Origin of the sequence: Anaeromicrobium sp. (genome assembly GCF_025210435.1) — a bacterium.
GTDB lineage: Bacteria > Bacillota > Clostridia > Peptostreptococcales > Thermotaleaceae > Anaeromicrobium.
This window is the reverse complement of sequence record NZ_JAOART010000067.1, coordinates 29284-46157: the sequence shown is the minus strand read 5'-3', so window position 1 is coordinate 46157 and position 16874 is coordinate 29284. Positions and strand designations below refer to the sequence as shown.

The following is a 16874-nucleotide window of genomic DNA, read 5'->3' as shown; positions in this document are numbered from 1 at the left end:
TTAAACCTCTAACAAGTAGGCCTTATATTTTTTATATTCCTCATGAGCCCACTTAATACCAAAGTTTCTAGAGTCCATGTTATCCTTTAAAATCCAACCAGATTCACATACCTCATATCTGTCCTTAGTTAAATCATTACAATAATCAAATAAAGCTAAAATTGCTCCAGTCTTTTGAAATTCAGGCAATATGCCCATTTCTACTATTTTAAATTTCTTTATTTTATTTGAAAATAATTTGTTTTTAAGGACCGTCTTAATGCCTAGATTTTCATTAACATTCATAAGTTCGTGATAATCTGGATACCAAAGCATAAAGCCTACAGGCTTTTTATCATATTCTACAAATAATAGATTTTCTTCCTTTAAAAGATGTTTAAAATCATTAAAAAGTTCCATATCCTCTTCTATTCTACGCTCGTAATAAAAAAGGTGATTCACAAAGGCTTTGTTGTTTATATGGGTATATATATTAGCTTCCCTTTCTAAATCCTTAAAGGATGCCTTCCTAACATTAAAGCGATTTCTAATTCTGCTAAGGATTTTATCATTTAATGGTAAGGTAAAATCCTTCATGTTAGTAGAATAACTAACAAGGTCAATGGTGTTAAATCCAAAGTTTGAAAATAGGTCATTATAATGGGGGGGATTATAGGCCATACCAAAACTTTGATTTTTATCATAGTCACTGGCTAAAAAGCCTAGACCATAATTAACATGTAGATTAAGGCCAGCAGAAATCTTATGGATACCTTTTTCTTGTGCCCGTTTTAAAACATGGTCCATAAAAAAGTTAAAGGAATCCACATTATTATCTACATTTTCAAAATAAGTGATTTGAAGAATGTTATCCATCCTATCTACCACTCCTAAAGTGGCACATAAAACAGGTTTATTTTCTCTGTAAATCATAATAGGTTGGATCCAAGAAGATTTACATATTTCACTTTTTTCCTTTAAAATACTATCCATTACACTCAACATGGAATTCCTATATAGGATATTATCCTTGTAAATGCTTTTTACAAAACTTATATATTCATTTACATTATTTTTCTTTAGAATTTTTAATTCCATAATATCTATTCACCTACAATTTATACGAATTTATTTAATTATATCATATACAAGAAATTTCAATATTTTACAAAAAAATTAGATACATATGGGTATATATACAGGAAAAAGCACTATAAATTACAAATAGTTAAGGTGTTTACATATTATGGTGTTACTTGAAAAAACCGATAATAATTATTTTTCCCAAATGCCACAAAAATGTTTAAATCCCCAATATAATAGATAGTAGCAGAAGAAAAGATCATTTATATGGCCTTAAGTGGAGGTGGAATTTTAAATGGCTGAAGAAAGGGTTTATCTTAAGTTAAAATCTTCTAATGATTATTCTCCCTATCATTATGACATTATATTCCAGATAATGCATGGTAAGAAAACCATTGGTTTTATAAAGGGAGTAGTTTTTAATTGTTTAAAGATGAAACAAGAAAAAAACAAGATATCAATAGAAGACATATTTAGTAGTGCAGGGTATACGGAAAAGGATTTATGGAGGGCCCTGGTAAAAAATGATAAGGAATATGAAAAGAACAAATATACTAGTAAGCAATATGAGGACACTTTTAAACTTTCATTCTTCAATTCTAATCATTTTTTCATAAAGGAATTTTATATGGATAAGTATTATAGGGACAGAGGGTGTTTTTCATTTGCCTTAGAATTATTACCCTATTATCTATGTAAGGATAAGAAAAACTTCATAGAAATAATGATAGTTCATAATCCCGATCATGAGAGTTGGAGAAAAAAGGTTGAAAAATACTTTTCTAATTGTAAAAACTTTGATCCTATGGGAGAAACGGAATTTTTATTTCATAATATTTTATATGATATTAGTGAAGAAGTAGTGACAACTACATAAAAGTGAACTTATTTTTTTATTAATAATATGCTCTTACATGTAAACCTAAAAATTATTAGTTACACTTTTATCTCATTTTGTACCCTAGGGAAATGGAAAAAGGAAAATGAGGAAAAATGTAGAATAATATCTAAAATAAGGAAATACAACAAAGGACCTTTAAGAAGTTTGTTGTATTTATCCTATTGAATATACTTTTAGATCATGGGGGCATATTATATGAGAAAAAAAAGAAAAGATTTTTTGATTCACACCAAAATAACTATTATATTTACTATTTTAATTTTAATTATTGGAATTACGTCTAGTTATTCTATATATTATCATGTGAATTCCCTTGGAGAGAGATTATTAGGAGAAAAGGCACTTTCAATTGTACAATCTGTAGCCCTTACTATAGATTCTAAAGAATTTGAGAGTCTATCAAAAACTAATGATCTATCTAATCCTTATTATGAAGACACAAGAAAGAAGATGTTATCTATAAAGAAGATTACAGGGCTTACATATCTATATTCAATGGTTGAAGAAGATAGTAAAAATTATAAATATATTATTGATGGAAGTGGAGAAACGGGAATTGATAGAAGTGACCAAGGGGGAGAAGATGTATTCTATGAATTAGGGACCCTTGATAGTAAAGAGTATTATCCTAAAGAGATTGAAAATGTTTTAAAGACAGGGGAAAGTATTTATACAAAAATATATGATGCTGGTGGAGTATATGGTCGTGTAATATCTGCTTATACACCTATTAAGAGTTCAAATGGTAATGTTATAGGTATAGTTGGGTGTGATATTAATGTTGAAACATTCAAAAGTTATATTTCATGGTCTTTAATTAAGTTGGTTTTAATTATTGGTATGCTTATGTTATTAAGTTGTACAATAATAGTATTTTTATTGAAAAAAACATTTAAACCTTTAAGTAAAGTTGTTGAAAATATTAAGAAGATCTCAAAGGGCGACTTTACAGTAGAGCTTGATTCTAACTCTAATGATGAAATTGGACAACTATCTAAGGCAATGAATTCTATGATAAGTAATTTGAAAAATATGATTAATGAAGTTTATGGAGCAGCTGGTGAATTAAATAATCAAAGTAAAAGATTTGATAAAGTTGCCAAAGAAGTAACACTTTCTAGTGAACAAATTGCTATAACAATGGAAGAAATGGCTAAGGCATCTGAAGAACAAGCTATTTCTGCTGGCAAAGTTGATAATTCTGGTAAAAACTTGAATAATTTAATTGATAATTTGAATCAAAATGGAATTGAGCTTGAAAAATCTTCAAATGACATATTGAATATGGCAAGGGAAGGTAATGAGCAAATGAAAAATTCAGTTGAACAGATGAATGTTATTTATGATTTAGTTAAAAATTCAGTCCAAAAGGCAAAGGGGCTGAATGAAAAATCTAAAGAGATTTCAATGCTTGTTGAGGTTGTTAAGCAAATATCTGAGCAGACTAATCTTTTAGCACTTAATGCTGCTATTGAAGCTGCAAGGGCTGGAGAGGCTGGAAGAGGTTTTGCTGTAGTAGCAGAAGAAATTAAAAATCTAGCCGAACAGGTGGCATCATCCTTGGCTGAAATAATTAAAATTGTAAGTGGTATTCAGGGTGAAACTAATATTATGACCCAATCACTTGAAGAAGGGTATAAAGAAGTAGAAGATGGAACTAATAAAATTCAAGATACGGGAGTGAATTTTAAGAATATAACTGATAGCGTTGCTAAAACAGTGGATAAGGTTGAAAACATGTCGAGTAACTTAGAGAAATTGTCATCTAATAGTAACGAAATTAGTGGATCAATTGAACTAATAGCAGTTGCAGCAGAAGAAAATTCTGCTAGTATTGAACAGACTGCCGCTTCAGCACAGCAGCAAAACAGTTCTATGGAAGAAGTGAGAAATGATGCTACCTTATTAGTGGATTTATCTGAACAACTAAATAATATAGTTAAAAATTTTAAAATAAAATAAGGCATATTGAAAAAATAAATTAGTCATTTGCCTAAGAAAACCTAAAGCTCCTTAGTATTATTTCAAGGAGCTTTATTGTTTGGAAGTATTAGTTTTTAAGAGAACTTGAGAACTAGATAGTAGGGGTGTAGATATAGTAAGAAAAATATAGATATATTTAGAAATTTAAAATAAATATAAGCTAAAATTCTATAGAAGTGAAATATGAGTAAGATTGACTAATATTCATAGTCTATAGGCCTTTACTATAGAAAAAATCATGGTATTATTATAAGGTAAAATATGCCTTAATAGGTAAACAGGAGGAAAGATAAATGCTTCAAGATAATTATATACCAATGAATAAAAAGTATTGGCAAGGAAGGATAGATAGTGAGACTAACTATGATGCCTTTAGGTGGCACCAATGGGTTAAACCATTAGATTTAAGTAGAGATGATTTAAAACCTTTTGATGGAAAAGTAGGATTTGCATTCATAGGTTTTCCATCTGATGAAGGTGTTAAAAGAAATAAAGGAAGAACAGGTACTGCTAAGGGGCCAGATAGTATTAGAAAAGAGTTATCCCATTTACCATGTGCCTTTAGTGCTGAAGTTAAGTTATTTGATGTGGGAGATATAGTATGTAAAGATAGGACATTAGAAGAAAATCAAAAACATTTAAGTGAAGCTGTGGAAAAAGTACTTAGCCTAAATTTATTTCCAATCGTACTAGGTGGAGGTCATGCAGTGGCCTTTGGTCATTATAATGGCATACTTAGTCATTTAAGAAAAGGAAATGAAAAGCCTAATATAGGAATAATAAACTTTGATGCCCATTTTGACATTAGACCATATCCAAATGGTGGAACATCTGGAACTATGTTTAGACAAATAGCTGATATATGTAAAGAAGAAGACATGAATTATTCTTATATGTGTGTAGGAATTCAAAAACATAGTAATACGGTAGATTTATTTAAGACAGCAGAGGGATTAGGTGCCAAATACATATTAGCTAAGGATATTAGAAATGGAGATAGTTGGAATCTACTTGAAACTATAGATAAATTTATTAGAACTCAGGATCATATTTATATGACCATATGTGCAGATGTATTTTCTACAGCATATGCACCAGGGGTAAGTGCTACTCAACCCTTAGGATTAGAGCCAGAAAAAGTACTTAACTTTATGAAGTATATATTAAAATCTAAAAAGGTAGTAAGCTTTGATATAGCTGAGGTTTCACCTCGATTTGACCAGGATAATACAACGGCCAACTTAGCTGCTGTATTAATATTTTCAGTGGTAAATACTATTTCTAAGATGAATAACCTATCCATTTAATATGGCTAGGTTATTTTTTAAGTAACCATGGATATATAGATTTCTGGTGTATAAACTTTCTTTATGCGGGCCTATTTCAGGAAACGATTGAAAATCTTTTCCACCCAAGTCCTTGTCACAAGCGAAAGGGTGAATCTTCGTATATAGGTTCACGTGTCATGTTTGAGTAGCATAGGATGTTGTGACGTTCCAGGGTTCCAAAGATTTTCAATCGTTTCCCTTATAGGTAAGTTACTGTATAAAGAAAGCTTAGCGTTACGAAATCTATATGTAGGGAATAAACTATAACAAGTAATAATATAAGGATGTGCTTGTTATGAGTAGATTAGACCCAAATAAACTTCATGTGGACTTTTTTAAAGGGGTCACACCAGTATGGCCCATACTAGGTAGACACTATACCTTAACCCATAGTGATGAAACAGGAGAACTATTTTTGGCAGTAGGCAGGAGATATGCTTATGAAAGGATAGGTCCCATGAGGGATGAAGTATTAGGTCATTGGCTTTGTTGTGAAAATGGGTATGTACTAAAATTTTCTGTATACCTTGGAGGAGGAAATCCAGAACTTGTGAAGAAAAGATATGAAATCTTTGTGAGGGAACTACCCCTTGCATTAGAGGCCATAATATATGGAGATAGATTATTATTTGAAAGTATGCCCTGTCTATATGAAACACCTATATTCATACATTTTCAATCACCATATGAGGAATTTGACCATGTGGAGAGGTGGGGTGTAGCTGGAGATTGGAAAATATAATAATATAAATAATTTTGATGATAAGAAAAAATCTTATCATTTTTTTTTGAATATGCCTAAACTTTACTATTCTATTTTTAATGAATAATTAAACTGAGAGGGAATATGAAATCCTATATATAGGGACAATAAAAATAATGAGATTATATTTAGATAAGGGAGTGATGTTATGAATATATCTTACATAGCAATTATAGTTATGGGTATTGTAGCCATTGGAGCCATATATATGGCTACTAATAGAAAGTAAGGCATATGAAAAAAATCTATTAATAATGTTTAAAATGATATCAAGGTGACTGTTAGTTACACTGATATCATTTTTTAGTTCTCATGGTTACCATAAAAACTAAAATTGTTGGGAACACTGCATGATGGATAGTTATTCATAAAACAGAAATGATTGTGGGACAATTTATCCTACAATCATTAGATTAATAGACTTATATGATTTTTATTAATGGAAATATAATATATGTAAACCATATATTATGTTGTGTTGAGAATGGGGAAAATTATAAGGTCATGTGGTTATTGGAGAAAGTAACACAATTAGATAGCCTTCTGTATTAGGATAGTTATCACATGAAAGTGTTTGGCATATATTATAAAAATTAATAGCTACAGAGGAGTAAAAATAATCATTAGGCACGACCAATTGAAATAATGTATAATTGAAATATAGATATGTGGGAATTCTATAAAATTATTAATTTTTTTTATAGAAAAATAGTCTTTTAGAGGGAGAAATTATGAAATATATAAGAACTGATAATCCAAAAGAGGAAGATATTAGTGAAATCCGAAACAAGTTAATAGAATATAACCTTTCTAATATTGAGTTAAAAGAAGTTAAACCTATAGCAATTTTCGTTAATGATGAAAATGATAATAAAATAGGAGGAATTTCAGCAGAAACCCATGGTAATTGGTTAGAGATAACATTTTTATGGGTTGATGAAAAATTAAGAGGCCAAAAAATAGGTTCAAAGCTATTGAAGGATGTGGAAGAAGAAGCAATAAGAAGAGGTTGTAAATATTCATTTCTTGATACTTTTAGTTTTCAAGCTAAGGATTTTTATATAAAGTCAGACTACGAAGAAGTTTTCACATTAGTAGAATACCCGCTAACTAGTAAACGTCATTATTTTGTGAAGGAATTGACGGCAAATAAATAATCTAGTAGAGGGTTAAGATAATTAAATTAGTTAATAGGGGGGAGAACTGTGAAAGAGATAAAACTAAGAAATGGTAAAAATCTTATGATTGAAAATGGAGATAGGTGTCATGCTAAAGAAATGATGGAATACATAGATAAAATCAGTATAGAATCTGATTTCCTAACTTTTGGACAAGGAGAATTCAACATAACTCTAGAGGATGAAGAGAAATTCATTGAAACTACATCAAAGAAAAACAACGCCCTATTCATAATAGGCCAAATAGATGGTAAAATAGTAGGAAATTTGAACTTTTCAGGGGGAGAAAGACCTAGAATAGCCCATAGGGGAGAAATGGGAGTAAGTGTATTAAAGGAGTATTGGGGACAAGGAATAGGTACAGAACTCATAAAATACTTAATCCATTGGGCAAAGGAATCAGATATAATTAAAAAGATAAACTTAAGGGTTAGAACGGATAATGTATCTGGAATAAATTTGTATAAGAAACTTGGATTTGTTGAAGAAGGAATTATAAAAAGAGAGTTCTTAATAGATAATAAATTCTATGACTCCCTATGTATGGGACTGTTGATTGATTAATATGAGGTGAAATAAAATGACATAGACATGCCCTAGTTTAGATGGCTAGAGGACATTTTTCATGATCATAGATGATAGGTGTTTAATAAATTTTTAAAATGGAATATAATTATAATAAGAAAATAAATAAGAGGTAAGGCTATGAATAAATATGGAATATCTAAAAAGGATTTTTATAAGATTATAAATATATTCAAGGAATATTCAAGTATTATAGAAAAAGTTATTATATTTGGGTCAAGGGCAAGAGGTGACTATAGGGATAATTCAGATATTGATTTAACCATAAAGTTTAGGAAGAATAATGGGAAAATAAATTCAATAATAGAAAAGATAGAAGAAAAGATTATATATACTGTAGATATAATAGATTATGATCATATACACAATATGAAATTAAAGGAATACATAGATACAGAAGGTAAAGTAATATTTCTCATAGGTGAGGAGGGAGAACTATTGATGAATAAAAACAAGTTGATAGATAAATTTAATGATTTAAAACGAGCTCATAAAAAATTAGAAGAATGTATTAAAAGAGACTATAAAGAAGATGATATTGTTTTAGACGCTACGATACAAAGGTTTGAATTTACCTATGAATTATCATGGAAATTAATGAAAGGATATCTGGAGTATAATGGTAATGCTGATATAAACGGACCAAGAAAAGCAATTAAGGAATCCTTTAAAATGGGCATTTTGAAAGATGGAAATTCTTGGTTAGATATAATTCAAGATAGAAATAGAACTTCTCACACATATGATGAGGAAAGCGCAGTAGATATATTTGAGAATATAAAAGATAGGTATGTACATGTTATTAAAGATTATTTAAAAACTATGGAAAATGAACTGAAGGATATAATTTAGATGTATTTAAACAAAAATGCTCTAGCGTAAAAGCTAGAGCATTTTTGTTTAAATTTGTTTTAAAATAATACATATTAGATTATAATCAAAAATAAGGAATATTTTTAAGAAAAGGTGGGACTATGGATAAAAGAGTATTTAAGAAAATAATGGAGACATCCTATTTGACGGCAGAAAATGCTTGGAGATATAGGGCTATTGTGAGATTTTTCTATAAGCAATATGAAAAGATGAAATATTGGATGTATAAGGAAGAAGTATTTGAAGAACTAAATAAATATGAAGAATTTAAAGAGTATACCATAGATCAATGTAAATCGGATTTAGAGAGTCTAGCCAATTGGAAAAATCTAATTCCCATACAGGATACGTCAAAGGCTAGTACCATTGAAGAATTTAAAAATAAGCAATTTAGATATAAATTATCTGATTATAGTGTAGAAATAGAAAGAATGACCATAAAATTAGAGAACCTGAAAATCGAAACGGCTTCATTAGAACCAACCCTATTAGAGAGGATTAGGATAGAGTTAGAGAAAATAAATAAAATATATAAGGAAGATAAGGCTGTAGTAAGGACTTGGTGGGATGGATTAAATGAGGATTTTAAGAGACTTAATAATAATTATCAAGATTGTATAAGTGACCTATATGGCATAAAGGCTGAAGAAATGATGAAAACTCAAGAATTTTTACTATTTAAGGATAGGTTTATAGAGTACCTTAGAAATTTCATAAAGGGTCTTCAACATGAATCCCTAGCCATTGAAGCCATATTAAAAGAATTAGACAAGGAAAAGGAAGTAAAAGTATTTAATAAGGTCCTAGAGTATGAAAAGTCCATTCCCCGATTGGATATGGATTTTAACATAAAGGATTTAGAAGAAAATATCTGGGGTTCTTGGAATAATATTAAGAATTGGTTCCTAGGAAGTAATAATAGGGAAAGTGAAGCTGAAAAATTATTTGATATAACTAATGAAATTATAAGGAAGATAACTAGGTATGCCTATCAAATTGTGGAAATGAAAAACAGTAGGGCCAATAGGAAGGAAGAATATAGAAAACTCTGTGAATTATTTTTAGAATGTGAAGATATAAGGGAAGCACACAAATTATCAGCCCTTTCCTTTGGTATATTCAATATGAAACATTTAAGAAGGGATATGATAAGGGAAACGGAGAGTATTAATAGTGGTGTATATGAGGAGAAGGCCCATGAAGTAATAATAAAGCCTAGGGTTAGGACTTATAGGGAGAAAATGGATAAAACTCCCATGATAGATAATAGTGAAAAGAAAGAGAAGATGCTTTTAGATATAATTAAAAAAAGAGAAGAAGAGGAGTCTGTCATGAAAAAATATATAGAAGATAATTCCATATATTTTTCCAAATTGCCAATTATACAGGGACACGTTAGGGCAACCCTATTAAAATGGCTTAGTAAGGGTATAAATTCTCCTAATAAAAGGTCTAAGACAGAGGATGGACGAAGCTTTAGAGTCTATAGGGAAACTAAAGAAAAGGTATGTGTTCTAAATTGTGAAGATGGTAATTTTCAAATGCCAGCATATGTTATAGAGTTTGAGACGGGAGAATAAATATGAAGGGTTTAGATATACTTTTAGAAAATTATTGGATTAGAAGAAATGATGATAAAGAAAAATATTATGGAATAAAGAATTCATTAGATGGGATAAAAGATTTTCTATCAGAAAAATTGTCTTATCAATTAATTATAAATTCTCAAATAATAAAACTTGAAAAGATTCCAGGTAAGGCAGAGAGTTGGATGGGAATAAAGGAACTTGAACATATAATGGAATATGTTTTTTTATGCCAAGTATTAATGTTTCTAGAGGATAAGGACAAGGAAGAACAATTTTTACTATCAGAGCTTACAGATTATATAGAAGGAACCTTTATGGGAGATGAAAAGATTGATTGGACCCTGTATAAGCAAAGGAGATACCTAATAAAGGTTTTAAGATTTGTGGTACATATGGGAATAATAAAGGTAAATGATGGTGAGGATAAAAATTTTGCAAATTCTCAAGATAGTGAGGTTCTCTATGAAAATACGGGCATATCCCATTATTTCATGAGGAATTTCATAGGAAACATAATGGATTATACGTCTATAAAAGATTTGGAAGAAGATGAATTACTAGGAGCAGACAAGGATAAGGGAAGAATGAGAAGAAACAGGGTCTATAGGAGGCTTGTCATGTCTCCAGGAATATATAATGATGGAGCTTATGATCATGATTATAATTATATAAAAAACTATAGGGGTATGATCCAAAAGGATATGGAAAAATATTTAGAATGTGAAGTTCACATACATAAAAATGGAACCTTCCTAATAGCAGGGGAAGATAAATACTATAAGGATGTATTTCCTAGTAATAGGGCTATTAGTGATGTGGTGCTTTTATTTAATCATCACTTAATTTCCATGGTAAAGGAAGGCCAGTTAAAGAGAAATGAAAAGGATATCATATTTATGGATATGAATGAATTTTATAAAAATGTGGTGAAGGTGAAAGAAGTTTATGGTAAGGGATTTAGTAAAGAATATAGGGATATGAAGATTGAAAAATTAAGGGATGAAATATTGAAATATATGGAGAGTTTTCTCATGATCAATATTACTAATAATAATCTAATAATGATAATGCCAATAATAGGTAAAATAACTGGGAAATACCCAAAGGATTTCATGTTAAAGGAGTAGGAAAGATGATAGATAGATGGATGATGAATAAAGCAGGTCTTATAAACTTTTGGTACTATGATGAAGAAGAGTTTGATTTTTCTGATGGTAGGCTATTATTGAGAGGGTCTAATGGTTCAGGAAAATCTGTTACTATGCAAAGTTTTATCCCCTTACTACTAGATGGAAATAAAAGTCCAGATAGGTTAGATCCCTTTGGATCTAAGGCTAGGAGATTAGAAAATTATCTTTTAGGAGAGGACGAATCTTCAAAGACTGAAAATACGGCATATATTTATATGGAGTTTAAGAAGGAAAATACCTCTAAATACATCACTATAGGTATAGGTCTTAAGGCAAAGAGGGGGAGTGCCCTAAGTTTTTGGGGATTTGTAATCAATGATGGAAGACGTATTGGAAAGGATTTTCTATTATATAAAAATCCTTCTCAAAAAATCCCCCTAAGTAAGAAGGAACTAAAAAATAGAATAGGCACAGGGGGAGAAGTAAAAGAGGGACAAAGGGAATATATGGACTTGGTAAATAGACATTTATTCGGATTTGACAAGATAGAAGAATATGATGAACTTATCAAATTATTAATACAATTAAGATCACCTAAACTGTCTAAGGATTTTAGGCCTACTGTAGTGTACGAAATTATGAATAATTCATTACAACCTTTAACAGATGAAGATTTAAGACCCATGTCAGAAGCTATAGAAAATATGGATAGTATAAAGGATAGATTAGACGAATTAAAATACAGTAAAAAAGCTGCCCATAATGTGAAAAAGGCCTATGATAAGTATAATGAGTACATTTTATATGAAAAGGCACGCGATTATGTAGAATCGGAGAAGGAACTAAAGGAATATGCAAGGGAAGAAAAGGGATTAAATGAGACAATTGAAGAATTAAAGGGAAAAATACTCTCTGAAAGGGAAAATATTGAAAGATTAGAGATTGAGAGAAAGGTCACTGAGGAGAAGAAGAGAGAATTAGAAAAGCATGATATATACCTATTGAAGGAAGAAAAGAGTAGATTAGAAGAAGAAATAAATAAATTAAAGGAAGATAAATTAAAGAAAGAGGAAATATGTGAAAAATATAGGTCAAAGGAAATTGATCTATATCATGAAGAAAAGAATATTTCTCATATAAAAGATACCCATGGGAAGAAAATAAGAGAACACTTAGAGGAAATGGAACTTATAGGGGAAGATATTAAATTTGATGAACAAAGTTTTCTTAAGGAAGAAATATTAAAGGATGTGGATAAGGAATACGATTATACCTATATAAAAAATGAAATACATTCTTATAAGGGGAAAATAAAAGATGGTAGAAAAATATTAGAAGAAGAGGAAAAGATAAATTTAAATTATGATAGGGCCCTAGAGGAATTAGAAGATAGCAGACGAAAGGCAGAGGATGAAAAAAACCACTTAGAATCTGCAGAACTACTTTTATCAGAAACTAAGGATGAATTTGTGGAGAAGGTTCATAAATGGGAAGAAAAAAATGAAGAGTTAAAATTAAAAAAAGAATCCTTCATAGAAATGTGCCAATTAGTAAATACCTATAAAATAGAATCTAGTTATGATGAGGTAATGGCTCCTATTAGAAGGGAATACAATTTGTTAGAAAGGAATTTAAACAAGATTCTTTCTAATGAACTAAATAATAAGGATATTATAGATAAAAATATAGGGGATAAGGAAGAAGAAATAAAGGAATGGAAAAATAAAAGGGACCCAGAACCTTCTAGAGAAGAAAAGGTAATAATCAGTAGAAAAAGATTATTAGATAATAATATACCCCATATACCCCTTTATAAGGTAATAGATTTTAAGGATGAAGTAGATTCTAAGGAGAGAAATATTATAGAGGAAGCCCTCCTTGATATGGGCATATTAGATGCACTCATAATACCAGCTAATTATAGGGAGAGGGTCTTGACCTTAGACAATGAAGGGGCCGATAAATATATATTTTCATCACCTAAGTATTTAGCCCACGAGTTATCCCACAAATTAAAAATAGAAAAGACTGGTGATAACATATCAAGAGAAGATATTGAAGATGTATTAAAAAGTATTTTATTAGATGAAGATAATGGACAAACCTATATAAGAGAAAATGGACAATATGGAATGGGTCTAATAAGGGGACGTGTTAGTAAGAACTATGAAGCAAAATTCATAGGTACATTGGCCCGTGAAAAATATAGAAAAGAAATAATAGATTCCTTAGAAGATGAAAGGGAAAGATTAAAAGAAGAATTAGATAAAATTATCCATAATATAGATAGAATAAATGGAAGAATAGATAAAATACAAAGGGAATATAAGAACTTTCCAAATAATCATGACCTAGAAACGGCCATAAACTCCTTAAGGGATGCTGAGTTTAACTACAAAAAGGCCGTGGCTCATGTGGAAGATAAAGAAGAGAAGGAAAGGGCCTTAGCTAATGAGTTAAAGGTTATAAAACAAAAGGTACATGAGTATACTTTCAAAATTGAGATTCCTATTAATCTAAAGGCCTTTGATGATGCCATTGAAGATATGGAAGAATATATAAAATTCCTATCAGAATTAGAAAGGGAACATTTATATCTATGGCAAACTAATAATAATTTAAGAATCCTATTTGAGAGAAAAGAAGAGAATACCTATGCCCTTCAGAATATAAGAGTGGATTTAGAACATATAAGCAAAGAATTAATTAAAAGGGAAAGTAAGTATAAAAGTATATTAGACCAACTAAACATATCAGATTTAGAGCATATTGAAAGGGAAATTGATGAATGTATAAGACTAATAAATGAACTTCCCTCAAAGATAAAGGAGTCCATAGAGGCAAAGGCTAAGGCTGAGAAGGAACAGGACCAAAGTGAAATAAAAATTAATGAATTACAGAGGGATTTAGAATTAAAGAGGGATTTAAATGAAATATATGGTAATGGATTTAAAGAAGAATATGATTTAGCCTATGTTATGAAAGAAGAGGGAGAACTATATGACCTAGGGAAGAAAGTAATAGAAGAATTAAAGGTCTATAAGGGGAGCCAGAAAAATAAAATGGCATATATGTCAGACCTACAGGAAAAATATCATACAAATCGTCAAGGATTAATATCCTACGCCATAAGGATAGAAAGTATTTTTGAAAAGGAAATAGATAGGGAAGATGAAATATTAATTAAGGCATTACAAAATCAAGGAAGAAATCACATAAAGGCTCGTGTACGAGGAAAAGATGTGGATTTTTATAAGCTTATGGATTATATATCAGAATCTGTTGAGGAAAATGAAAATATTTTAAGGGAAAGGGATAGACAATTATTTGAAGATATATTGGCTAAAACCATAACCAAGAAAATAAGAAGTAAGATATACCATAGTGAAGAATGGGTAAAGAAAATGAATAAGCTTATGGAATCTATGAATACATCTAGTGGACTATCCTTTAGTTTAAGCTGGAAAAGTAAAAGTGCAGATACGGAGGAACAATTAGATACGAAGGATTTAGTTAAGCTACTTAGGAAGGATGGAAATTTATTTAGTGAAGAGGAGTTAAATAAATTATCTACCCATTTTAGATCTAAGATAAGGGAAGCTAGGAGAATTGAAGAGGAAACGGGTAAAAATCAAAACTTCCATTTTATAATAAAGGAAGTACTAGATTATAGGAAATGGTTTGAATTTAAATTGTTCTATAAGAAGACTAATGAAAATAAAAGGGAAATGACTAATAATGCCTTTTATAAATTTAGTGGTGGAGAAAAGGCCATGGCCATGTATGTGCCCCTATTTTCAGCCGTATACTCAAAATATTCAGGAGCCAGATCTGATTGCCCAAGGATAATATCTTTAGATGAGGCCTTTGCAGGTGTAGATGAAAAGAACATAAGGGATATGTTTAGGTTACTTGGAGAACTTGAACTTAATTTCATAATAAATTCACAAATCCTTTGGGGAGATTATGATACGGTAAAATCCCTAGGAATATGTGAACTAATAAGACCTAATAATGCAGATTTTGTAACCGTATTAAGGTATAAATGGAATGGACATGTGAAGGAATTAATCTTAGGGGAAGAGGAAGATTATGGACAAAGAGAAGCAGCTATTACAATGTTATAAATATTTTAAAGACAATAAGGGCTTTCACAGGCCCTTATTAAAAATAAGGGGAAAATATAGATCTTTAGGTAAAATAGGTGGAACTATAGTTCTTAGGAAATTAAGGGAAGAGGAGAAGGAAGCCCTAACAGGATTTTTAGGGAAAAATTATTATAAGGAAAACACTAGCATAAAAGTAGATAAGTTTGAAAAGGCCCTATTAAATACTCCCTTTAAGGATATTTCATTAAAGGAATTGTTGGGCAAGTATTTTTATGAAGATATAATTTCTAAAAATGAAGAAAAAAACCTTTATGAGCATGACAGAAAAGAATTTTTCAATAATATTATGGAAAAATTTAAAGATACAAAGGGATCTAATTGGTTAAATTATGTTCTATCTTCAAAGAAAAATGCCTATATGATTTTAGTAAAAGCCTATGATGGAGATAGGGAAAGATTAAAAAAACACTTAAAAACAATTATAGAGGGAATAAATAGTCTACCCTATGAAAATGGCAAAATAGAGAGATTAGCCCTATGGTCTTCACAAATAAGTAAAAATCCCCATACCTTTGATGGAAACAATATATGTGGGAAACTATTGATTCATGGAGTAGTATATATACTAAATAAAACCTACCCTAAAAATGCAGAAGAAAGGGCAGAACTATTGTATGACGTGGGAATCATAAACGATGAAGTATCTAATTTTACCATGGGTTATGGACTAAGGGCCATGACAAAGGGTGAGTATCATTTAGGTTGGGACGGATTTTATAAAAGTGGTGAGCCCCTGATCATATCCTTATTTAATTTGAGTAAGATAGATAGGGTTATAAGTAAGAACAATAAAGTTTTCGTAGTAGAAAATCCTACGGTATTTATTGAATTAATAGATAGGGTAAAAGATAGGGATGTTTCTTTCATTTGTACTTATGGTCAATTAAGATTAGCTTCCATATTAATCCTAGATAAAATTTATAAAGAAAAGGCTACCATATATTATTCTGGAGATTTTGACCCAGAGGGAATCCAAATAGCTGATAGATTGAAAAAAAGGTATAAGGATAATTTGATTTTGTGGAATTTTAATGAGGAGTATTATTTAAAGGCATTATCCAAGAATAGGATAGATCATAAGAGAATGAAGAAGTTAGAGAAGGTAGAAGATGAAAAATTAAGGATGTTAGGGAATATAATAAAAGAATATGGAGTAGGAGCATATCAAGAAGGAATAATAGATGATCTAATAAAATCTATAGAAACTCTTTCATTACTATAGTGTGATGATAGAGTTTTTTTATTTAATTCAAAAACTAACAAATTTCGTACCGTACAAATAATATAATCATAGTATATATTAATTTAAAAGG

12 protein-coding genes are annotated in these 16874 nt (G+C 30.0%); 11 read left to right on the top strand and 1 reads right to left on the bottom strand.

All coding sequences use genetic code 11. The features are described from left to right. Positions 1 to 1077: a hypothetical protein gene (locus N4A57_RS08270; RefSeq protein ID WP_293657473.1), complete on the bottom strand. Its 1077-nt coding sequence runs from the start codon at positions 1075 to 1077 to the stop codon at positions 1 to 3. A gap of 280 nt (positions 1078 to 1357) precedes the next feature. Between N4A57_RS08270 and N4A57_RS08265 the strand changes: the two genes are divergently transcribed. The 11 genes from N4A57_RS08265 (at position 1358) to N4A57_RS08215 (ending at position 16783) form a co-directional block, all read left to right on the top strand. After that, positions 1358 to 1939: a hypothetical protein gene (locus N4A57_RS08265; protein WP_293657472.1), complete on the top strand. Its 582-nt coding sequence runs from the start codon at positions 1358 to 1360 to the stop codon at positions 1937 to 1939. A gap of 219 nt (positions 1940 to 2158) precedes the next feature. Then, positions 2159 to 3925 (top strand): methyl-accepting chemotaxis protein, encoded by a 1767-nt coding sequence (locus N4A57_RS08260; RefSeq protein ID WP_293657470.1) that lies wholly within the window; start codon positions 2159 to 2161, stop codon positions 3923 to 3925. A 314-nt stretch (positions 3926 to 4239) separates the two neighbouring features. Next, on the top strand, positions 4240 to 5253 hold the full coding sequence (gene hutG, locus N4A57_RS08255) for a formimidoylglutamase (protein WP_293657469.1): 1014 nt from the start codon (positions 4240 to 4242) through the stop codon (positions 5251 to 5253). A 316-nt stretch (positions 5254 to 5569) separates the two neighbouring features. Next, entirely contained in the window at positions 5570 to 6016 is a 447-nt protein-coding gene (locus N4A57_RS08250) for a staygreen family protein (RefSeq protein ID WP_293657467.1), read from the top strand. Between the two features lie 752 nt (positions 6017 to 6768). After that, on the top strand, positions 6769 to 7194 hold the full coding sequence (locus tag N4A57_RS08245) for a GNAT family N-acetyltransferase (protein WP_293657465.1): 426 nt from the start codon (positions 6769 to 6771) through the stop codon (positions 7192 to 7194). Between the two features lie 48 nt (positions 7195 to 7242). Further along, positions 7243 to 7779 carry a GNAT family N-acetyltransferase gene (locus tag N4A57_RS08240; protein WP_293657464.1) on the top strand — a complete coding sequence of 179 codons (537 nt, stop codon included), beginning with the start codon at positions 7243 to 7245 and terminating at the stop codon, positions 7777 to 7779. A gap of 141 nt (positions 7780 to 7920) precedes the next feature. Further along, positions 7921 to 8652, top strand: a complete 732-nt coding sequence (locus N4A57_RS08235; RefSeq protein WP_293657463.1) for an HI0074 family nucleotidyltransferase substrate-binding subunit — start codon at positions 7921 to 7923, stop codon at positions 8650 to 8652. 122 nt (positions 8653 to 8774) lie between these two features. Then, on the top strand, positions 8775 to 10253 hold the full coding sequence (locus tag N4A57_RS08230; RefSeq protein WP_293657462.1) for a TIGR02677 family protein: 1479 nt from the start codon (positions 8775 to 8777) through the stop codon (positions 10251 to 10253). A 2-nt stretch (positions 10254 to 10255) separates the two neighbouring features. Then, the gene (locus tag N4A57_RS08225; protein ID WP_293657461.1) at positions 10256 to 11389 is read left to right on the top strand and encodes a TIGR02678 family protein; all 1134 of its coding nucleotides are present in this window, start codon (positions 10256 to 10258) and stop codon (positions 11387 to 11389) included. 5 nt (positions 11390 to 11394) lie between these two features. Then, positions 11395 to 15519: a TIGR02680 family protein gene (locus N4A57_RS08220; RefSeq protein WP_293657460.1), complete on the top strand. Its 4125-nt coding sequence runs from the start codon at positions 11395 to 11397 to the stop codon at positions 15517 to 15519. Further along, positions 15485 to 16783: a TIGR02679 family protein gene (locus N4A57_RS08215; protein WP_293657459.1), complete on the top strand. Its 1299-nt coding sequence runs from the start codon at positions 15485 to 15487 to the stop codon at positions 16781 to 16783. Before N4A57_RS08220 ends, N4A57_RS08215 begins: the two co-directional genes overlap by 35 nt. Positions 16784 to 16874 lie beyond the last annotated feature (91 nt).